The sequence below is a fragment of the Candidatus Poriferisodalis sp. genome, from assembly GCF_965262965.1.
In the GTDB taxonomy this organism is placed as follows: Bacteria; Actinomycetota; Acidimicrobiia; order Acidimicrobiales; family Poriferisodalaceae; genus Poriferisodalis.
In genome coordinates, this window is the sequence record NZ_OZ253573.1 from 2,567,979 (window position 1) to 2,583,039 (window position 15,061).

Annotated in this window: 15 protein-coding genes and 1 pseudogene; all 16 read right to left on the reverse strand. The window is 66.1% G+C overall.

Annotated features, from left to right (window positions below; genetic code table 11):
• Positions 1–2: 2 nt before the first annotated feature.
• The 16 genes and pseudogenes from nuoK to extP all read right to left on the reverse strand — a co-directional run bounded on the left by nuoK (position 3) and on the right by extP (position 15,030).
• Entirely contained in the window at positions 3–329 is a 327-nt protein-coding gene (nuoK, locus tag ACQY5K_RS12360) for an NADH-quinone oxidoreductase subunit NuoK (protein WP_428115673.1), read from the reverse strand.
• Positions 326–904 carry an NADH-quinone oxidoreductase subunit J gene (locus ACQY5K_RS12365; protein WP_428115676.1) on the reverse strand — a complete coding sequence of 193 codons (579 nt, stop codon included), beginning with the start codon at positions 902–904 and terminating at the stop codon, positions 326–328. Before ACQY5K_RS12365 ends, nuoK begins: the two co-directional genes overlap by 4 nt.
• Positions 904–1,638 carry an NADH-quinone oxidoreductase subunit NuoI gene (gene nuoI / locus ACQY5K_RS12370; protein ID WP_428115679.1) on the reverse strand — a complete coding sequence of 245 codons (735 nt, stop codon included), beginning with the start codon at positions 1,636–1,638 and terminating at the stop codon, positions 904–906. The genes ACQY5K_RS12365 and nuoI overlap by 1 nt, the downstream gene beginning before the upstream one ends.
• Positions 1,638–2,870, reverse strand: coding sequence for an NADH-quinone oxidoreductase subunit NuoH (gene nuoH, locus ACQY5K_RS12375; RefSeq protein ID WP_428115682.1), 1,233 nt, complete (start codon positions 2,868–2,870; stop codon positions 1,638–1,640). Before nuoH ends, nuoI begins: the two co-directional genes overlap by 1 nt.
• Positions 2,867–5,368, reverse strand: coding sequence for an NADH-quinone oxidoreductase subunit NuoG (nuoG, locus tag ACQY5K_RS12380; RefSeq protein ID WP_428115684.1), 2,502 nt, complete (start codon positions 5,366–5,368; stop codon positions 2,867–2,869). Before nuoG ends, nuoH begins: the two co-directional genes overlap by 4 nt.
• Entirely contained in the window at positions 5,361–6,803 is a 1,443-nt protein-coding gene (gene nuoF / locus ACQY5K_RS12385) for an NADH-quinone oxidoreductase subunit NuoF (RefSeq protein WP_428115687.1), read from the reverse strand. Before nuoF ends, nuoG begins: the two co-directional genes overlap by 8 nt.
• Positions 6,803–7,432, reverse strand: a complete 630-nt coding sequence (gene nuoE, locus ACQY5K_RS12390) for an NADH-quinone oxidoreductase subunit NuoE (protein ID WP_428115690.1) — start codon at positions 7,430–7,432, stop codon at positions 6,803–6,805. The genes nuoF and nuoE overlap by 1 nt, the downstream gene beginning before the upstream one ends.
• A 58-nt stretch (positions 7,433–7,490) precedes the next feature.
• On the reverse strand, positions 7,491–8,732 hold the full coding sequence (locus ACQY5K_RS12395; RefSeq protein WP_428122667.1) for an NADH-quinone oxidoreductase subunit D: 1,242 nt from the start codon (positions 8,730–8,732) through the stop codon (positions 7,491–7,493).
• Between the two features lie 80 nt (positions 8,733–8,812).
• The gene (locus tag ACQY5K_RS12400) at positions 8,813–9,196 is read right to left on the reverse strand and encodes an NADH-quinone oxidoreductase subunit C (protein ID WP_428122669.1); all 384 of its coding nucleotides are present in this window, start codon (positions 9,194–9,196) and stop codon (positions 8,813–8,815) included.
• A pseudogene (locus ACQY5K_RS12405) lies at positions 9,179–9,924 on the reverse strand (NADH-quinone oxidoreductase subunit B); the annotation flags it as partial. The pseudogene ACQY5K_RS12405 and the gene ACQY5K_RS12400, both read right to left, overlap by 18 nt.
• Entirely contained in the window at positions 9,924–10,406 is a 483-nt protein-coding gene (gene ndhC / locus ACQY5K_RS12410; RefSeq protein ID WP_419921469.1) for an NADH-quinone oxidoreductase subunit A, read from the reverse strand. The pseudogene ACQY5K_RS12405 and the gene ndhC, both read right to left, overlap by 1 nt.
• 115 nt (positions 10,407–10,521) lie before the next feature.
• Positions 10,522–11,346, reverse strand: a complete 825-nt coding sequence (locus ACQY5K_RS12415; protein WP_428115693.1) for a hypothetical protein — start codon at positions 11,344–11,346, stop codon at positions 10,522–10,524.
• Positions 11,343–12,515, reverse strand: a complete 1,173-nt coding sequence (locus tag ACQY5K_RS12420) for a c-type cytochrome (protein WP_428115695.1) — start codon at positions 12,513–12,515, stop codon at positions 11,343–11,345. Before ACQY5K_RS12420 ends, ACQY5K_RS12415 begins: the two co-directional genes overlap by 4 nt.
• Positions 12,508–13,386, reverse strand: coding sequence for a ubiquinol-cytochrome c reductase iron-sulfur subunit (locus ACQY5K_RS12425; protein WP_428115698.1), 879 nt, complete (start codon positions 13,384–13,386; stop codon positions 12,508–12,510). The genes ACQY5K_RS12420 and ACQY5K_RS12425 overlap by 8 nt, the downstream gene beginning before the upstream one ends.
• Positions 13,387–13,398: 12 nt before the next feature.
• Positions 13,399–14,154, reverse strand: coding sequence for a menaquinol-cytochrome c reductase cytochrome b subunit (locus ACQY5K_RS12430; protein WP_428115700.1), 756 nt, complete (start codon positions 14,152–14,154; stop codon positions 13,399–13,401).
• A 75-nt stretch (positions 14,155–14,229) separates the two neighbouring features.
• Entirely contained in the window at positions 14,230–15,030 is an 801-nt protein-coding gene (gene extP / locus ACQY5K_RS12435; RefSeq protein WP_419921474.1) for a selenite/tellurite reduction operon b-type cytochrome ExtP, read from the reverse strand.
• Between the last annotated feature and the right edge of the window lie 31 nt (positions 15,031–15,061).

Genomic DNA, 15,061 nt, shown 5'->3' on the forward strand with positions numbered 1-15,061 from the left:
CTTCAGCCCTTCAATGCCGAGAGATCGTCCGCTGTGGCACGGGGACTCGCACGCAGCACGGCCACCACCAGGCCGAGGCCGACGACAACTTCAGCTGCCGCCACGACGAGGACGAACAGCACCACGGTGTGCCCGTTCACGTCGCCGAATCGGTCGGCGAAGGCCACGAAGCTGAGGTTCACGCCGTTCAGCATCAGCTCGACGCACATCAGCATCACGAGCGGGTTGCGCCGAACCAGCAATCCGCAGCCACCAATGAGAAAGAGCAGCGCACCGAGCACCAGGTACCAGCTGGTCGTCACCGCCAAGGCACTCACCGGGCCGCTCATTGACTTGCCTCATCGGACACTGCGGAGTACTCGCTGCGCCGAGCCAGGATCACCGTGCCGATGACCGCGACGATGAGCAGCAGCGACGTCAGCTCGAAGGCGTAGACGTAGTCCGAGAAGAGGGAATGTGCGAGGTCGTTCACGCCGGTGCCATAAGCGTCGGCTGCGGCGGCATCGGTCAGCGCATCAGTCAGCACTTCGTTCTCGCCGCCGCTTCCGTCGAACAGCCGGTCCACTGCTGCGACGAGCCAGACCAGCACGGCCAATCCAGTCATGGCGAAGACTGCGGCAGCCCAGCGTTGCTGCGGCAGCGCCCCCAGCGACAGCGCGGCGGCCCGGTCCACGCCGAGCAGCATGATCACGAACAGGAACAGCACCACGATGGCACCGGCGTAGACGATGATCTGCACGGCGGCCAGGAAGTGCGCCTGCAGGGCGACGAAGAGCACCGCTATGCCGAACAGCGTCATCACCAGCATCAGCGCCGCGTGAACCGGGTTGCGTGTCAACACCACGCCGAACGCGCCGGCGAGGCACGCTGCGGCGGCGACCGCGAAGACGATCACCTCGACCATCAGTGGCCGCCCCCTGCTGCGTGCCCCCCATCGCCTAGGTGCTCGGCGGCGGGATGCTCGGCGGCGGGATGCTCGGCGGCGGGATGCTCGGCGGCGGGATGCTCGGCGGCGGGATGCTCGGCGGCGGGGTGCTCGTCATCGTCGTAATCCGCGTGCTGGCCCTGCTCGGGTGCACGCACGCCGTAGCCCAGCTCGGCGCTCCAGCCGACGCGTCCCTCGTACTCAGGCCTGCCCGACGGCGACGTCGCGCGCATCCAGCCCGATGTGTGCTCGTCGTCGCCTTCGTGCCACAGCTCCCATGGCTGGCGCTGCGGCCGGCCGTCGTCGTCAGTGAGCAGCTGGTCCTTGGTGTAGATCGCGTCGCGCCGGGACCCGAAGCTGAACTCGAAGACCTTCGTCTCGGTGATGGCCTCGGTCGGGCACGCTTCGACGCACAGGTCGCAGTGGATGCAGCGCAGGTAGTTGATCTCGTAGACGTAGCCGTAGCGCTCGCCCGGGGACACCGGATCGCCCGGCGGGTTGTCCGCGCCGCGCACATAGATGCAGCGCGCTGGGCATACGCCGGCGCACAGCTCGCACCCGATGCACTTCTCCATGCCGTCGGGGTACCGGTTGAGCACGTGGCGCCCATGGAAGCGCGGCGGCTTCGGCCGCTTCTCCTGGGGATATTCGGTGGTGACTCGCTCGTCAAAGAGCTTGCCGAAGGTGACCTTGAAGCCGTCGAGATAGCCCATCAGCGCTGACCTCCCGCTGGCACATCGATTGGCACATCGTCTGGGTCTGGTTGCTGGGTGTTTCGCTTGGCCGCCTTCAGCGCGACCGACAGCAGTGCCCAGCCGGCGGCGAACCCGATCGCACTGGCGATCACCGTCCACACCTGGCTCCAACCCTCCACGATCGCTAGCTGCTTGAGGCCGAGGAACATCAGCCAGAACAGCATCACCGGAATGAGCACCTTCCAACCCAGCGACATGAGCTGGTCGTAGCGCAAGCGCGGGAGCGTTGCCCGGAACCACACGAACACGAACAGGAACGCCAGCACCTTGGCCAGGAACCACACCGTGGGCCACAGCCAGGTCCAGCCAAAGAAAATGGGCCCGGCCGGACCGCCGAAAAAGAGTGTCGTCATGATCGCCGACATGGTGATGACGTTCATGAACTCGGCCAGGAAGAACAAGGCGAAGCGGATGGACGAGTACTCGGTGTGGAACCCGCCGACCAGTTCCTGCTCGGCCTCCACCAAGTCGAACGGCGGGCGATTCAGCTCGGCCGTTGCCGCGATCAGGAAAACCCCGAACGGCACGACACCACCCGAGACGACGAACCACGTGTTCACGCCGCCGGCCTGAGCGGCCACGATTCCCTGAGTGGACAACGTTCCCGCCAGGATCACGACCGCCACCACCGACATGCCGAGGGCAGCCTCATAGGACACGGCCTGCGCCGACGCCCGTACCGCGCCGATGAGCGGGTACTTCGACCCGGACGACCAGCCCGCAAGCATCACGCCGTACACAGCGACCGACGACATTGCCAGCAGCAAGAGAATCCCCACGGGAGGATCAGCCACCTGCAAGATGGTTTCCTTGCCGAACAAGGTCACCGTGCCGCTGCGGCCAGCAGTGTCGGTGAACACACCCCCGACGGGCACGATGGCGAACGCTACGAACGCCGTGACGGCCGAGATGTAGGGCGCCAGCCGGAACACCAGCGGGTCGGCATTGGCGGGTCGAAGGTCTTCTTTGAAGAAGAACTTGATGCCGTCGGCAAGCGCCTGCAGCAGGCCCCAGGGGCCCGCGACGTTGGGGCCGATGCGGTACTGCATGTCCGAGATCAGCTTGCGCTCGAACCAGATCATGAACATGGTGGCGACCAGCAGGGCACCGAAGGCCACCAGGACCTTCACGCCCATGACGCCGATGTCGCCCCAGTCGACTCCGTCGGAGAACAGCGGGTCACCAGTCATGAGCCAGGCCGCCCCGGGATTCGTGTCTCGATCCGCACGTCGATGACGGGGGCCTCGATGTCGATGAGCACGCCGACGTCAACGCCCGCAGCGTTGAACGGCAGTGCCGCATTCCCGCGGGCCACGCCGGCGTCCGCCACGATCCGCAGCCGCAGCGCTCCGCGGTCCGAATGCACCTCCACCTCGGTACCCGAGGCGACGCCGACCCGATCCAGATCGACCGGATGCACGCGCAGCGCCAGTTCGGTCCGAAGCCCCGCGAGCGCCGGTGTCTGCGTCACGGCGATGCCGTCGTCATACAGCGTGCGTCCGCACACCAAGCGCAAGCCGTACCCATCGTGGGGCGGGGCGGACCCTTCGGGCGGAAGCTCCGGCTGGAATGCTGCGCCGACGGCGAGCACGCCGTCGGCTTCAAGCGCTGGCCCCACGGCCTCGGCGTGAGTGGCACACAGGGCTGCAATCTCTGCGGTGATCTCATCGGAAGTCACGAATCCGAGGTCCCCGCCGCACAGCACGGCCAACTCGGCGGCGATCATCCAATCCGGACGCGCCGAGCCGGGCGAGGTGACGAGGTCTCCGAGGGCGGAGACGCGGCCTTCCAAGTTGGTCGTCGTGCCTGACTTCTCGGCGAACGCAGCCGCTGGCAGGAAGATGTCGGCTTCCGCCGCGGATTGCGTCAAGAACGTGTCGACAGCCACGACAGTCCTCGCGCCGGAAACGCCCAGTCGCGCCAAGAGACTGTCGGGAAAGTCGCCGAGCGGGTCGGCACCCAGCAGGAACAGCACGTCGATCTCGCCCGAGGCGGCCGCAGCCAGGATGCCCGTGGCGTCATGGCCTACGTCGGCAGGCAACTCTCCCCATGCGGCTGCGAGCCCGGCGGGAGGCGCGCTCGATCTGGCACGGCCTGGCAGTAGCCCGGGCGCTAGCCCCATGTCCAGCGCGCCGCGCACATTGCCCCGGCGAGATGCGACCAGGAATTGGGCGTGGGGCACCCGAGTGGCGATCACCGAAGCAACCTCTGCGACCGCATCAGCCGATTCGGCGACCGACGAGCGGCCCAGCACAACCACCACAGAGCCGCACGCCAGCTGTTCGCTCAACGGGTCATCGCCGTCAATCAGGTCACGCAGCACCGAGGCCGCCTCGCCGCCGCGGCACCGTTCGCTGCGAACGGCGTTTCGGGTCAAGCCGGTTTCGGTCGGCGTCACCTCGATGAGTCGCGTGGTGCCCGCTCGTGCCGCGCCACGCAAGCGCAGGTGCAGCACCGGCAGTTCTTCGCGCAGGTCGCCGCACACGAGCAGCGTGGTGCCGGCGTTGCACGCTTCGTCGATGGTCGCGGACCGCAGACCCACCACCAGCTCGGCGGGCAGACCGTCTGCGAGCTGCGCGTCGACATGGTCGGTTCGCAGCACGGTGCGGGCCAGCTTCGACCACGCGTACGCATCCTCGTTGGTGCCTCGGGCACCGCCGAGCACGGCAATGGTGCCGGGCCGGGCGCCAGACACCGCCCCGGAAACCGCGGACAGCGCCCGTGACCAGTCCACCGACTCGAAGCGTTGCGCCGGATCTGACGCGCTGCCGTCGGCCACAGCGGCAGCGGGCTCGGGCCGTGCGCGCAACGGCGTTGTCACCCGATCGGGACTGTGCACAGCTCCGAAGGCGAACCTGCCTTTGTCGCACAGCCAGCCGTGATTCACGGGGTCGATATCGACGCCGAGATACCGGACCAGCTCGTTGCGCGAGGACTGGACCGCTATCCGGCAGCCCACCGCGCAGGTCGTGCAGGTGGACTCAGTCTGGTTGAGGTCCCATGGGCGCGCCTTGAATCGGTAGGGCGCGGCGGTCAATGCCCCGACAGGGCAGATCTGGACGGTGTTGCCCGAGAAATACGACGTGAAGGGTTCGCCGGGGAACGTCAGCACCTGCATTTCGTTGCCGCGCTCAACGAAGTCGATGAGCGGATCGCCGGCAATCTCGTCGGCGAATCGGGTGCAGCGGTCACACAGAATGCACCGCTCGCGATCGAGGTGCACGAGGTCGGAGATGGGAATCGGCTTGGGAAAGTGCCGCTTCTCCTCGACGAAGCGCGACTCGCCGGGGCCGTAGGCCATCGTCTGGTCCTGCAGCGGGCACTCGCCGCCCTTGTCGCAGACGGGACAGTCCAGCGGATGGTTGATGAGCAATAGCTCCAGTACGCCCTCTTGGACTTGACGCGTGGCTTCGCTGGTGGTCGCGACGGTCATGTTGGGCGAAACCGGCACCATGCACGAGGGCTGCAGCTGCGGCCCACGCCCCGTGTCGATCTCGACGAGGCACATGCGGCACATGCCGACAGGGCTCATCCGCTCGTGGTAACAGAACCGCGGTATATGGACGCCGGCTCGGTCCGCAGCTGCAATCACGAGCTCGCCGGGCTGGGCCGCGACAGCGACACCGTCGATCGTCACCTCCACGGTATTCGGCCCAGCCGTTGCGTCAGCGGTCGTGGTATCAGACACGGACAGCAACCTCCGAAATCGAGCCGTCGTTCACCGAACCGTCGGGCGCGACTTCTGCATCGAGGTGCGCGTTCGGCGCGACTCTGGCCTCGAATTCTTCGGGGAACAGTGTCATCGCGGAATGCACGGGCGCGTACGCCGACGGACCCACAAAGCAGATCGTCGTCATCTGGTAGGGGAATGACTTCGGCTCGAGGCCGCGTTCGGGCACGCCAGCGTGCGGAAATTCGCCGGGAGAGATCGTGGCGCCCACCTCGAACAGCAAGTCGAGATCACGTGGCGTCCCGGTGCCGTCGCAGACGCGACGCAGGATGCGCTCCAGCCAGGTCGCGCCCTCTCGGCACGGCACGCACTTTCCGCACGACTCGTGGGCATAGAACTTCGTCAGCGTGAGCGCCGCTGCGGGGATGTCAGTGGTGTCGTCCATCACCATCACTGCGCCGGAGCCGAGCATCGAGCCCTGCGGGCCGATTTCGGACGCCTCGAATGGCAGATCGAGCTGTGCGGGAGTGAACCAGGGGGCCGAGCCGCCTCCGGGCACGAACGCCTTGAGCTTGCGATCGGGCCGCAACCCTGCGCAGAAGTCCTCGCCGTAGATGAGGTCCCGGAAGGTGGTGGTGCCGTTGGTGATCTCAAACACGCCCCCTCGATTGACATGACCGCTGACTGCGACCATCCGGGTGCCTGGCGAGGTCGGCGTACCGATGGCGGTGAACGCCGACGCTCCGTGGCGGAGGATCCACGGCAGGTTCGCCAGCGTCTCGACGTTGTTCACGATGGTGGGCTGGCCGTACAGGCCCACCGCCGCCGGGAAGAACGGCGGCTTCAGTCGCGGCATGCCGCGTTTGCCTTCGAGACTCTCAATGAGCGCTGTCTCCTCGCCGACGACGTAGGCGCCAGCACCGGAGTGCAGCACGATGTCCACTGAGAACTCGGTGCCGCAGATGTTGCGGCCTACCCAGCCGGCTGCGTAGGCGTCGTTCAGCGCTTGGGCCACGCGTTCTTGTGCGAGCGCCATCTCACCCCGGATGTACAGGAAGCACTGCGAGAGCCCCACCGCGTAGCAAGCGATCAGGCAGCCTTCGATGAGCTGGTGCGGATCCAGTTCCATCAGCAACCGGTCCTTGTACGTGCCCGGCTCGGACTCGTCGCCGTTCACCACCAAGTACCGCGGCCACACACCGGGAGGACAAAAGCCCCACTTCACGCCGGCGGGGAATCCCGCGCCGCCGCGGCCCAGCAAGGTTGCCTCGCGTATCTCGCTGTGCACGTCTTGAGGGGCGCGCTCCAAGGCGGTTTGGATGCCTGCGTAGCCGTTGGTCGCGAGGTACCGATCGAGCGTGTAGCTGTCGGGATGATCGAAACGCTCGGTCACGATCCGCGGCGCGTCGTTGGCGACGAAGCCCGGAGCGTGCGCGATCGTGTACGAGGCCATCAGCCTCCTCCTCCCGCGGCTCCGTTCGACGACGCCAGCCACACCGGTGCCTCGTTGACGTCATCGGGCGGCACGGCTCCGACGGCACGGTCGGACGGAATGTGCTGGCGAATGCGTGCGGTGGTTCCGTGCGTCGGAATCTCGCGGCCCAGTGCACCGGCGCCAAGTTCGTCAATGAGCTGGTCAAACTGTTCGGCGTCCACTCGATAGCGGTACCGGTAGTTGACCTGCAGGCACGGTGCCTCGGTACACGCCGCCTGACACTCAGCCGCAGCGAGCGTGAACATGCCGTCGGGCGTCGTGCCGCCAGCCCGCACGCCCAGCCGTTCCTCGGCGTGGTGCATGAGCTCACCGGCTCCCGCCAGCGCGCACGACATCGTGACGCAGACGTTCACGAGGTACTTGCCGACGGGCTCCCGCTTGAACATCTCGTAGAACGAACAGGTGCCCAGCACCTCAGCTGACGTGGTGCCGACGAGTTCTCCGATCTCCACCATTGCCTCTTCGCACACCCAGCCGGTCTGTGCCTGCGCAATATGCAGCAGCGGGATCATCGCCGAACGCGGCTTCGGATAGCGACCAATGATCTCGCGCGCCAGGGTGAGATTCTCCTCAGTAAAGAAACTCATCGAGCTGTCTCCCCGCCGTCGGGCGCGGAGCCGACACCGGCGCGGCGGAACCGAACGCTCATCGGTCGACCTCGCCCATGATCGGGTCGACGGAGGAGATGACGGCGATGGCGTCGGCGAGCAGCCCGCCGTACATGAGGTGCGGGAGGCACTGCAGGTTCACGAACGAGGGCGCTCGGATGTGCACCCGCTGAGGCTTCGGACCGCCGTCGGACACCAGGTAGCAGCCCAGCTCACCACGAGGTGACTCGACCGCCACATAGGTCTCGCCCGGCGGCACCCGAAAGCCCTCGGTGAAGATCTTGAAGTGATGGATCAGGGCTTCCATTGACTCGTCAATGCGTGCGCGCGGCGGCGGGGTGATCTTGCGGTCCTCGGTCCGATACGGACCTTTGGGCATCTTGTCGAGGCACTGCTCGACGATGCGCATCGATTGGCGGATCTCGTTCAGCCGGATGGAATAGCGGTCGAACGTGTCACCGTATGCGCCGACCACAACGTCGAATTCAACCTCGTCGTAGGCCAGGTAGGGCATGGTCCGTCGCAGGTCCCAGGCCTCGCCAGTGCAGCGCAGCAGCGGCCCCGTGGCCGACATGGCCACCGCCTCGTCGGCCGTGATGACGCCCACCCCTTGGGTGCGGTCGCGCCAGATCGGCTGACCGGTCATCAGCGTGTCGAACTCGTCGAGCCGACCGGGCAGGACCGTGAGGATGTGCTCGACCTCGTCCTGCCATCCGTCGGACAGATCAGCGGCCACGCCCCCCGGGCGGATGTAGTTGTGATTCATCCGCAAGCCGGTGACGCTTTCGAAGAACCGCAGGATGTCCTCGCGTTCGCGCCAGCCGTACAGCATCATCCCCACGGCTCCGAGGTCCATGCCGTTCGTCGCCAGAAAGAGCAGATGCGAGCTCATGCGATTCAGCTCGCACATCAGCATCCGGATCCAGGTCGCCCGCTCTGGAATCTCGGTTCCCAGCAGGTCCTCGACAGCGAGGCAGAACACCAGCTCGTTGAACAGGGGCGAGGCATAGTCCATGCGGGTGACGTTGGTCGGGCCTTGCAGGTACGTGAGGTCCTCGGCGGTCTTCTCCATGCCGGTGTGCAGGTAGCCGATGATGGGCTTGGAGCGCAGCACTGTCTCGCCCTGGAGCTCCATCGCGATGCGGAGCACTCCGTGGGTGGACGGGTGCTGCGGACCCATGTTGATGAGCATCGGGCCATCACCGGAACTGACATCCGAACTGGCTTCGGGCGATTCCTCATCGACGACCGCGGCGGCAAGTGCTTCGTCCTCGGAGATGCGCAATATCGCATCGGTGGGACGGCGCATCCGCGTCGCGCTGGTCGCCCCCTGTGCGTCGTCGACAGCAGTCGTCGCGCTCATCGACCTTCGACCGCCTTGAACTGGACGGGAATGGCGCCGATGCCGTAGTCCTTGCGCAGCGGGTGACCTTCCCAATCGGGCGGCAGCAGGATGCGGGTCGGGTCGGGATGATCGCAAAAGGCAACGCCAAACAGATCGCTCGCCTCGCGCTCGGGCGCCTCGACGCCTTGGTACAGCCCGACAAGCGACGGCACCTGCGGGTCGTCCGCTGGCACCTGGGTGCGCACTCGCAGGCGTCGGCGGCCGCGCATGTCGAGGAGATTCACGACGACCTCGAAGCGCTCGGGCGTCACGCCGCGCGGCAGGCTGCGAGTGCGGTTGGTGAGATTGTCGACAGCACACACGTCGACACACATTTCGAATCCGTCGACAGCAGCCATCCCGATGGCGGCGAGATACTCGTCTCGGCTGGGGTACACGACGAGCTGGCCGCGCTCGTCGGAGCACGGCACGCCGTACGCCGTTGGCCCAGCGGCCTGCGCGGCGTCGTTCGACACCGCGTCGTCGGTGCCGGCTGGCGCTGCAGCGTCCGCCATCAGCGGGCCCCTGTGGCGTGGTCGAGGGCAATGCCCGCTCCGCCGCCGCGCTCAGTGCGGCGCTGGGTGAGCTCGCCGGTGCGAATCTTCTCGTGCAGCGCCAGGATCGCGTGCAGCAGCGTCTCGGGACCCGGCGGGCAGCCCGGCGCGTACATGTCCACCGGCACGACCTGGTCGACACCCTGAACGATGGCGTAGTTGTTGAACATCCCGCCGCTCGAAGCGCAGACGCCCATCGAGAGCACCCACTTGGGCTCCATCATCTGGTCGTAGATCTGGCGCAGCACCGGTGCCATCTTCTGGCTGACACGACCAGCCACGATCATCAGGTCGGCCTGGCGAGGCGATGCGCGAAACGTTTCCATGCCGAATCGAGCCAGGTCGTAGTGCGCTGTGCCCGTTGCCATCATCTCGATGGCGCAGCACGCCAAGCCGAACGTGGCCGGCATGAGGCTCCGGCGCCTCGACCACTTCACCAGCTCTTCCAGGGGCGCCGTGAAGACGTTGTGCCCGAGCCCGGCCAAGCCGTCGTCGATACCGAGTTTCGACTTGAGTTCGTCGATCCCAGCCATCAGCCCGCTCCACCGGATTGACTCACGCCGCTCCATGCCTCGACCTCGCGGCCGACGGTGCCAACCGTGACCACACCGGTCACACCGCTGCGAGTCGCGGGCGGCAGGGGCACCGCGATGCGCCGACGGGGTCCCCATTCGAGGCCGCCCATGGCCAACTCGTACACGAACGACAGGAAGAACACCACGACGAACAGCAGCATCGCCATGAAGCCGAAGAGGCCGAGTTGAGCATTGGCCACTGCCCAAGGGTACAGGAAGACAATCTCGATGTCGAACATGATGAACAGCATCGCCACGAGATAGAAGCGAACCGGGAAGCGTTCGGGTATGGCGGCCTGGTCGACGATGCCGCACTCGTACGGCGCCAGCTTCGCGTTCGTGTCGCGCCGCGGTGCCAGCATGCGCGACGCCACAATGCTCAGCAGCACGAACACGACCGCGAGCACACCGAGCGCCAGCACTGGCAGATACTGCTCCATGCCCACGGACCCCCTCAATGCGTCGTCGGTCGAACTCCGGCGCCAGTCTGACCGATCCCGGACCGATTCGACACTGCCCGGTCGGTCACTGGCCCATCAGCTGCTCGGGGATCGGTCACTGGCCAGCAGCTTCGCGCACCGCCCAGATCGCCTGATCCCGTCGGTGCAGGTGATAACAGCCCAAGCCGAACAGCAACGCGGAGAAGATCGCCAACAGCGCTGGCCGCAACCTGACGCTACCGTGGTCGCGGACCATGACGATTGAGTAGACGGGCGCGTCGTCGTCGATCTGCGCCTGCGGCAAGATCACCGTGCCTTCGTCATCAACCAGGTTCGGATCGACGTCGGGCGTCGGCGCGAATGGCTGGATCTGCACGACGGCGTACTCCGGCTTCCCGCGACTCGGGAGGAAGTACTGCGTCACGACGTTGTCGGGAACGCCCAAGGGTCGGTAGCGCTCGCCGCCAGTGATCAGCACACGATGGGTGACGAAATCGGTCGCAGCGGAGAACCGGCACGAGTTCACGGCAAGCAAGCGCCGCGGGTCGGCGTCGTTGCACACGACGTGGCTGTCCGCTGCCGATCGAATATCTGCCTCGTCTACTTCTGTCCACTCGGGGGGCGCCTGGTCGAGGTCATATCGGGCGAGGTCTTGTACCACCGCCACGGGCACGGTCGCTGGGTTCGCCGCCACATGGGTGACGTTCCAGCCGGGCTGGCTGCCGATCCAGCCGATGCCAAAGACCCACCACACCAATGACATCAGCAGCATCCAGCCCCACAGGCCGGTCCATGCCACCAAGAAGCCGAGTCGCACACCGAGGTTGGTTGCCAGCAGCAAGTACACCGAACCGCACAACACGCCCACAGCGATGATGACCGCGAGGTAGCCGGTGAGGACCGGATCCCAGCTGACGATCGCCAAGATTGAGGCACTCATGAGTCATCCCCCGCTTCGCGCAGCCGTTCGAACTCAATCGCAGTCTGGCTCTCGGGATCGAGGCTCCGTTCGTATTCGGCGATGGCGCGGATCTCGTCTTCGGCCAGCACCCGTCCGAAACCCGGCATGCCGTAATTGCCGAGACGAGCAAACTCGCCGAAGGGCACGTTGTCGGCCGCACCTGCGGCGATGAACGCGACATGGTCTTCAATTTCGGGGAAGAGGCGCCCCAGGCTCACGCTGTTGAGCGAAGGACCGTAGCGGCCAGCGCCAGGCGGACCAGGAAGCACATCAACCGTTCCGCCATTGTTCGGCAGCTGCGCCGGACCGCGGCCCGGCCAGCGCGGCGTGTGACAGCGCGCGCAGTTCAGCTCGAAGAGCACTTGGCCCTCGGACTTGTCAGGGTTCGCGGCCTGCTCTGCTGCCTTGCGGGTCGCGGCCCGTTCCATCGCCTCTTCATCGGAGATCTGCTCGCGCCATAACCAGGCGACGAGATCGTCGATCTGCTGATCGTTCAACGGGCCACCGCCGTCAAGGCCCCACGCGGGCATGACGCCGCGGCCATACACGAGGATCTGGCGCACCTCGCTCGTCTCGTCGAGCGTCTCGGCGTCGGTGTCGAAACGCGTGAACACGTCGTCGAGCGACGGTGCTTCCCAAGACGTGTTGATGATGAAGGAGCCCGTGTCGACGAACTGGTGCCCGATGTCGAGCACCACCGGCGCAAAGCGCGCCCCGCCCAGATCGGCGCCGTGGCAGTTGGTACATTCCTGTTCGGCAGCGAGGCTCTCGCCCCGGTTGGCGGCATCTTCTGAGAACGCCGTCTCGGCGCCTGAGCGGCGGCCGCCCTCGAGCATCCAGTACACGGGCAGCACCAGCGCCATCACGAGCAGCATCAGCACACCGAAGGCCTGCACCTTCTCCAGCCTGGGGCCCTCGAGTTCCTCGTCATCGGGCATACGGCCCCGGTTGGGCGCCAGCTCGATCTCGCTGCCCGCCTCCGCCTTGGCCTGGCGGATGTTCACGAACACGTACATGGCCCAACCGACCACCACGACGGCCAGCAGCACGACCGCGACAGACCGCTCGGTGCTGGCCGCCAGCAGCTGAGGGACCCCTTGCCCGATGAGTTCGGGCCCGATCAGGTCATGCCCAATCACGTCAACCACAGTGCGGCCCCTCCAGGCCCTGCCCGGTGGTGTCGGTGCCGATTGCGGGTCCCTGCGCGACGGTGCCGGTGTTGACGAACACGTTTCCCTCTTCGATGGTCACCGCGAAGCGGTCCATGCCGCGCGGCGCAGGGCCGGACTTCTTCTCACCGACCCGGTTGTACTTCGAGCCATGGCACGGGCACTCGAACCACTGCGAGCTGCCGCACACGGGCACCTTGCAGCCGAGATGCGGGCACTTCTGCCACAGTGCGACGTACCCCGCCTTCATGGCATCGAGCACGGTGCCCGAGTACACGGCCTCAGCTGCATCCAGCGTGGCCGAGTCGGTCGGGTACGGCTGGATATAGCTCTGCGCTTCGGAGAAGTACGAGAAGTTGACCGCCGGGGTCGACGAGGCGATGGCCTCGTCCACAGAGGCCACCGTGCCGATCTTGACCTTCGAGCCGAAACCCCCTGTCGGGCGGGGCCACAAGAACGCGATCATCGCTGCGTTGAACGTGCCCAAGCCGGTTGCCATCAGCATCACGGAGGACCGGTTGAGGAACTGGCGGCGAGTAACGCCTACCTGGGATGCAGGAGGCGGCGCCCAGTCCTGGGGCATCTCGGGCGCGGCCACAGCGACAGGAGCGGGCCGGCGCTCCAGGGCCACCGAGCGCTCGAGGTCCCGAGCCTGCGCGCTGACGCCGAAGGCTCCAGCGGCATCGCCAGCTTCGGCAGACGCTGTGACCTGCTCGTCGCGGCGACGTGTTTCTCGCGAGAGGTACCCGAGGCCCGTGGCATCACGACGACGCAGCGACACGAAGGCCACCACGGCGCCCAGCACCACGATGACCGGGATCGCGACCGCGAGAACCGTTCCGGTGGACATGCCGACGTGCTCCTACAAGTGGAAGATGCCGTGCAGACCGGTGTCCCACGGGTAGGTGAAGTTGAATCCTTGGCCCCGGAAGAACGAGCCAATGATGACGAGCACCGCCCAGAACATGAGATGGATCGTCTGGATGGAGATCGCGAACTTACGGTCCTCGGGGCGCTGTGACGGGTTCTTGTCGATGTAGGGAGCAAAAGCCAGCAGCACGAGCGCAACGCCGGGGATCGTCACGCCGGCGATCATTGGATCGAACATGGTCAGCAGCTCTTGCAGCCCGAGGAAGTACCACGGCGCCTTGGAGGGGTTGGGCGTCTCGTTGTGATTCGCCAGCTCGAGCAGCGGAGCGTTGACGAACAGCGAGAACACCAGCGTGAATGCTGTGATGAACAGCGCAGCAGTGAACTCTGCCGCCAGCAGGTGAGGCCAGACGTGAACTTTGTCTCCCGGGCTGGCTTTGACGTCCTGGATGGAGCCGGACTTCACCACTGTCAGCAGGCGGTGCGTGTTTCCCCCCGGACCCGCCATCAGCGGCGGCAGTGCCGTGGCCACCCCGCCGCCCGCAGGAGCCCCAGCGGGGCCCACAGCTGCGGAGGGGCCGCCGGGCTGCTGGCTGGCTGCGAGCAGTGAACGCGGGATCGTCACACCGTCGTCGTCGCTGGGCGGCGCGGCGGCGGATGCGGCGGAATCGCCCGGCGCGGAGTCGCCGACGAGGCGAGAGCGGGCGTCGGCGCTTCGCCGCAGGAGGTGTTCGGGAATCTCGGTCATCTGCTTGTGGGTGTCGGGGGCAGCGTAAGGAAACGGACGGCGAGCTGTCGATGAGGCGCTCCGTCGCTGGGTTCCTTACAAGGGTCCCGAGATGCCTCCGTCCTTTCTGACTCTCCAGAAGTGGATCGCCATGAAGATGACGATCACGAAGGGGAGCATGAGCACATGCAGCACGTACCAGCGCAGCAGCGTCTCCGCGCCGATCTGCTTGCCCCCCAGCAGTACGAAACGCACTTGGTCGCCGAACACTGGGGTGAATCCCATCATGTTCGTGCCCACGGTCACCGCCCACAGCGACAGCTGGTCCCAGGGCAGCAGGTACCCCGTGAAGCTGAGCAGCAACGTGAGCTGCAGCAGCATCACCCCGACGACCCAGTTGAACTCGCGCGGCGCCTTGTACGCGCCGTGGTAGAAGACGCGCGCCATGTGCAAGAACACCGACAGCACCATGAGATGCGCGGCCCATCGATGCATGTTGCGCACGAGCAGGCCGAAGGCGACCTGCGTGTGCAGACTCTCGATATCCGCCCAGGCCGCCGTGTCGGTGGGCCGGTAGAAGAACATCAAGAAGATGCCCGTGATGGTCAGCAAGATGAACAGGAAGAAACTGAGACCGCCGAGGCACAACGTGTAGCTGACCTTGACCGCGTGCCGCTTCACCTTCACCGGGTGAAGGTGGTACAGGACGCTGTTCATGACGACATAGGAGCGGTTCCGCGGGCTGTCGGTGTAGCCCTTGCGGAAGATCGAGCCGGGCCGGAAGACCGACGTCCAGAACTGGCTGTCCTGCATCCAATCTGCGGCTGCCTGCTGCGCGTTCGCGAGACGATCGGGCAGTTTCGGCTTGCCATTGGGATTTTCGAGCGTGTTCGCCATATCGATCCGGGCTGGTTCCTTCGGTGTGCGT